At 67.7% G+C, this 5,448-nt stretch carries 3 protein-coding genes; all 3 read left to right on the top strand.

The window, feature by feature from the left end; all coding sequences use genetic code 11:
- Positions 1-367: 367 nt before the first annotated feature.
- The 3 genes from SLP03_RS31195 to SLP03_RS31805 all read left to right on the top strand — a co-directional run bounded on the left by SLP03_RS31195 (position 368) and on the right by SLP03_RS31805 (position 5,438).
- The gene (locus tag SLP03_RS31195; protein WP_319464226.1) at positions 368-4,138 is read left to right on the top strand and encodes a DUF4082 domain-containing protein; all 3,771 of its coding nucleotides are present in this window, start codon (positions 368-370) and stop codon (positions 4,136-4,138) included.
- Positions 4,139-4,556: 418 nt separating this feature from the next.
- Positions 4,557-5,165 (top strand): hypothetical protein, encoded by a 609-nt coding sequence (locus tag SLP03_RS31190; RefSeq protein ID WP_319464225.1) that lies wholly within the window; start codon positions 4,557-4,559, stop codon positions 5,163-5,165.
- A gap of 102 nt (positions 5,166-5,267) precedes the next feature.
- Positions 5,268-5,438, top strand: a complete 171-nt coding sequence (locus tag SLP03_RS31805) for a hypothetical protein (protein WP_413644774.1) — start codon at positions 5,268-5,270, stop codon at positions 5,436-5,438.
- Positions 5,439-5,448 lie beyond the last annotated feature (10 nt).

Genomic DNA, 5,448 nt, shown 5'->3' with positions numbered 1-5,448 from the left:
CGTGGCGAACCCATACGTAGCCGCAAAGCCCATGGCGCGAACACATTGTCACCATGGGATGACCGACCGTCCTGTCGCCGTCCATTTTAGTCGAGAATCGGCGGCTCACGGGGAGACGTGCGGAAAGATCCTCCGCCCGGCTCGAGCATCCGTCGACGTCCGGCTTTCCGTCGCCAATCCGCAGCCCTACTGTCGGAAACCAAACTGTATCCACTTGTGGCTGGAAGGTTAATCCGAAGGGCCGATCGTGAACGCTCCCGGCCGGTGTTTCTTTTTACATGCAAGCTGCGATGGCGACTAGCCGGACCGTCATTGCACCGCAGCGCCCCGGCATTTCATGGCATTGGTCCGGGAGGGGTGGTTTGCAATGAGCGACAAGCGGGACCGAGCGGCTGACCTGGCGCCGCCGCGGTCCGTGGCGGATCGGGAAGCTCGGGGCGGGTTGCTCACCGCCGCGACAGCGCCGCCGGTGCGGCGACTCGCCGCCCGCGGCCGCCGCGCCGGCGCCGCGACCGTCGCCGCGATCCTGGTGTCCGTCGGACTGAACGGCATCCCGGCCCGCGCGGCGGACGGCCCCTGCGTCAACCCTGTCAACGTGATTGCTTGCGAGAACAGCAAGCCCGGGACGCCACCCTCGGAGTGGGACGACATCTGGGGTGCCGGAGACGACACGATCCAGGGCTTCACCACCGATGTCAGCGTCAACGTCGGGCAGACCGTCAGCTTCAAGATCAAGGCGGCTGCGGCCTACCGCATCGACATCTACCGCCTCGGCTACTACCAGGGCAACGGGGCCCGCAAGTTGGCTACCCTCAACCCGCAACTCGGTGCGCCGCAGCCGGACTGCGTGACGGACGCGACGACCGAGATCTACGACTGCGGGACCTGGCATGTCTCCGCGACCTGGACCGTGCCGTCGGACGCGGTCTCCGGCGTGTATCTGGCCAGGCTGACGCGCAACGACAACACCGGCGCGAGCCAGACTCCGTTCATCGTCCGAAACGACGCCAGCACCTCAAAGCTCTTCTTCAAGACGTCGGACGCGACCTGGCAGGCGTACAACGATTTCGGTGGATCAAACTTCTACTGGGGCGGTCCGCAGGGCCGGGCGTTGAAGGTGAGCTACAACCGCCCCTACGCGACGCGAAATATTGGCAATGGTCGCGACTTCCTGTTCAGCAATGAATTTCCGATGATCCGCTTCCTGGAGCGCAACGGCTACGACGTCAGCTACACGACTGACGTCGACGCCGAACGGCGCGGCGATCTCATCCGCAACCACAAGGTGTTCCTCTCGGTCGGCCACGACGAATACTGGTCGGGACGGCAGCGGGCGAACGTCGAGGCGGCCCGCGGCGCCGGCGTCAATCTCGCCTTCTTCAGTGGCAACGAGGTCTACTGGAAAACCCGCTGGGAGCCCAGCGTCGACGGCGCCAACAGCCCGTACCGGACCCTGGTCTGCTACAAGGAGACCTGGGCCAACAGCAAGATCGACCCGTCCACCGAGTGGACCGGAACCTGGCGTGACCCCCGATTCACCCCGCCCTCCGACGGTGGCCGGCCGGAGAACGGCCTGACCGGCACGCTCTACATGTCCAACAACACGGACCTGGCCATGCAGGTGCCGGCGGCGCAGGGCAAGAACCGCTTCTGGCGCAACACAGCCGTCGCCGTGCTGTCGGACGGGCAGACCGCCACACTGGCTCCGCACACCGTCGGATACGAGTCCGATGAGGACCGGGACAACGGCTTTCGCCCGCCCGGCCTGATCCGCCTGTCGACCACCACCGGGCCCTCGCCGGAGTATCTGCGCGACTTCGGCAGCACTGTGACTCCCGGCACGACCACGCACCACATGACGTTGTACCGGGCCGACAGCGGGGCCTTGGTCTTCAGCGCCGGCACCATCCAGTGGGCGTGGAGTCTTGACTCCGAGCATGATGGCGTGCAGTCAGCGGCTGACTCCCGGATGCAGCAGGCGACCATCAACCTGTTGGCCGACATGGGTGCCCAGCCCACCACGCTGATGCCCGGACTTGTCACGGCCACCGCGTCCACGGACACGGCGGCGCCGACGGCGGTCATCACCACACCCGCAAACGGGGCGAGCTTCGACAACGGCGCCTTGGTGGCCGTCCGTGGCACCGCCTCCGACAGCGGTGCCGGCCGGGTTGCCGGCATCGAGGTTTCCACCGACGGCGGCACCACCTGGCACCCGGCCGACGGAACATCGACCTGGAGCTACACTTTCGCAGCCAGCGGTACGGCCGCGCAGGTGGTCAAAGCCCGCGCGATCGATGACAGCGGCAACATCGAAACGAGTCCGGCAAGCATCACCCTCGCTCTCGATGGTCCGAGCTCGCTCTTCGGCCAGCGCGTGCCGACGGTTCCGGCAGACGTCGACGGATCAGCCGTCACGCTCGGCGTCAAGTTCACGCCGCAGAGCGACGGGAACGTCGTCGCTGTGCGGTTCTACAAGGGAACGGGGAACACGGGCACCCACGCCGGCTCCATCTGGTCGTCCAGCGGTCAACTGCTGCGCACCGGCACTTTCAGCAACGAGACCGCCACCGGCTGGCAGAGGCTGAATTTCTCCAGCCCGCTGGAGGTCGCCGCGAACACGACGTACGTCGTCTCCTACTTCGCGCCGAACGGGCACTACGCCGCCGACGACCGGTTTTTCAGCTACTTCGACCACAGGCCGACGCCGCTGGTGGCGCCGAGAGCCACAACCAACGGCGGCAATGGCGTCTTCCGTCCGGGCTCAGGCTTCCCGGACCAGGCGTCGCCCACCGATGCCAACTACTACGTCGACGTGCTCTTCATCGACGGGGAAACGGCGCCACCCACCGTGCTGTCCACCACCCCCGGGCAGGATGAGACCGGAGTGGACCTGTCCGCACGTCCGCAGGCGCTCTTCTCCAAGCCGCTGGCCCCCTCGTCGGTTCAGTTCACGCTCAAGGATGCCGGGAACACGCCCGTCGCCGGCAGCGCGTCGTACAACGACGCCACCCGTACGGTCACCTTCACGCCGGCCGCCGACCTCACCCTGGGGCAGACCTACACCGCCACCGTCTCGGCGACGGACCTGCAGGGCACGCCGATGAAGGCCCCGCAGACGTGGTCGTTCACCACCACCGCCTATGCGCAGGTGTCGACCTTGTTCGCCCCGGACGCCGTACCGGGGTCCGCATCATCGAGCGACGCGCAGGCGGTCACCCTCGGTGTGAAGTTCACGCCAGCGGTCAGCGGAAAGGTCATCGGCGTCCGCTACTACCAAGGGCCGGGAAACGGTGGCACCCACAGCGGCAGTATCTACTCGGCGAGTGGGGGCCTGTTGGCACGCGCCACGTTCCCGGCCAGCGCCGGCACCGGCTGGCGGAGCGTGCAGTTCGCCACGCCGGTTCAGGTGGTAGCGGGAACGACGTACGTCGCCGCCTACTGGGCCCCCGAGGGCAACTACGCGCACGACGGCGGCTTCTTCGGCGAGCCCTACACGAACGACGACACCACTCTCAGCGCGCCCGCCGGAAGCAACGGCGTGTACGCCTACGGCAGCGACACCTTCCCGACCGGTAGCTACAACTCGACCAACTACTGGGTGGACCCGATGTTCGTCGGTGACGGTCCGCCGCCCGGACCGCCGCCGCCGCCGACTCCGCCCGCCAATGCGGTCACCATCTTCGGGTCTGACACGCCCACCGTAGCCGCGTACGACGACAGTTCCGCGCTGGAGGTCGGGGTCAGGTTCACCGCCGACGTCGATGGCGTGGTCGCCGGGATCCGGTTCTGGAAGGGAACCGGCAACAACGGAACCCACCGGGGCACGCTCTGGACGGTGGACGGTCAGCAGCTGGCAACCGGCACCTTCGTAAGCGAGACCGCGTCGGGCTGGCAGACGCTGCTCTTCGACCAGCCGGTCCAGGTCTCCGCGGGTACCTCGTTCGTGGCCTCGTACTCCAGCCCGACAGGCCATTACGCGGTCGACATCAACGCCTTTGCGGAGGGGTACGACAAGCCTCCGCTCCACGTGGCGCCCACCGGCGGCCTCTATCGGTACGGCGGCGGCACCGCCTTCCCGACCACGACCTCGAACCACAACTTCTGGGTCGACGTCTACCTCATCCCCGGCAGCTAGCGGATCGGTCCGGGCGGCCACCTGTGGCCGCCCGGACCGCCCCCAGACTGTCAGTGAGCCCGCACCCGCTTGCCCCGCCGGCAGAAATCCGCCAACCGGCATCACGCCAAGATCCGAGCCGCCGAAGACGCCCGCTACCCACGACGAAAACGGCTCGCTGCCAGGCCCGAGCCGCACAAACGCCAGACATCGCTGCCACCGAGCGTCACCCCCACGCACGAGACACCCCGCAAACGGCACTCCTCACAGCGCACCAGCATCGAGCACGTCAACGCACACCTCATGATCACCCCCCAAAGGCGTACCTGTCCGCTTTAGGATCCGGTGTCCCGTTCGTGGCCGTCGGTTTCCCGATCCGTGCGTCCTCGACGCTCGTATCGTGACGATTACCCCTGGTCAACCACGGACGGTGAGGTGCATGGACGACGGAGAACGCGAGCAGGCTCTGCTCACCGCCCTGACCACCGAGCATTTCGTGCTCCAGACCTCGCGCAGCGCGACCGTCACCGAGTCGGTGGGCCGGGCGACCGTCTTCCTGTCCATGCTCTCTGCCGCGCTGATCGGGCTCGGTTTCGTCGCCAGCAACGCCGCGCTCGTCCGGCCGTACCTCGGGGCGGTGCTGCCGACGCTGGTGATCACCGGACTGCTCACATTCCTGCGACTGGTGCAGAACATGGTGGAGAACGAGCTGGATCTCGCGCGGATCCAGCGCATCCGGGCGTACTACCACCGCCGGCTGGCCGGCGAGCACGACTTCTTCGCCGACGCGGTGCAGGGCGAGGGCATCATGCGGGCGACCTGGGCGGCGGTCGGTAACGCGCCCCGGCGGGCGCAGCTGTTGCTGACTACGGCGGCGATGGTGGGCGCGGTGAACGCGCTGCTGGTGGGGCTCGCGGTCACGCTGCTGGCCGGGCTCGCGGGGCTGTCGTCCGGGTTCGCGATCGGCGTCGGCATCGTGTTGGCTCTGCTCGCCTTCGCCGCCCAGGTCGCCTACATCAACCGCGAGTCGATCTCCCAGCCCGGGTAGGGGTTACCCGCCCCGGCGGCGGCGCCCGCACACCGGCGGGCGCCGCGCGGGCGGGGTCAGAGACGAACAGCTCGCCGGTCTCGCGCAGCAGCAGGGCAGCGGTTGGCGAACGTCTCCGTGTACGTCACCGGCCGGTCCCGGGAAAGCCGAGGGCGCGGCCAAAGCAAGACCTGGAAGGTCCTCACCAAGCTGCGCTGCCGCTCCCTCCGCGCCACCGCGATCATGCAGGCCATCCTCGTCCTCCAAGCCGCCGAAGACGTCCGCTACACATGATGAAAATGGC

It is taken from the genome of Micromonospora sp. RTP1Z1, assembly GCF_033804685.1.
Taxonomy (GTDB): Bacteria; Actinomycetota; Actinomycetes; order Mycobacteriales; family Micromonosporaceae; genus Micromonospora.
The sequence above is the reverse complement of the archived record's forward strand: the minus strand, read 5'-3'. Positions and strand labels throughout refer to the sequence as shown.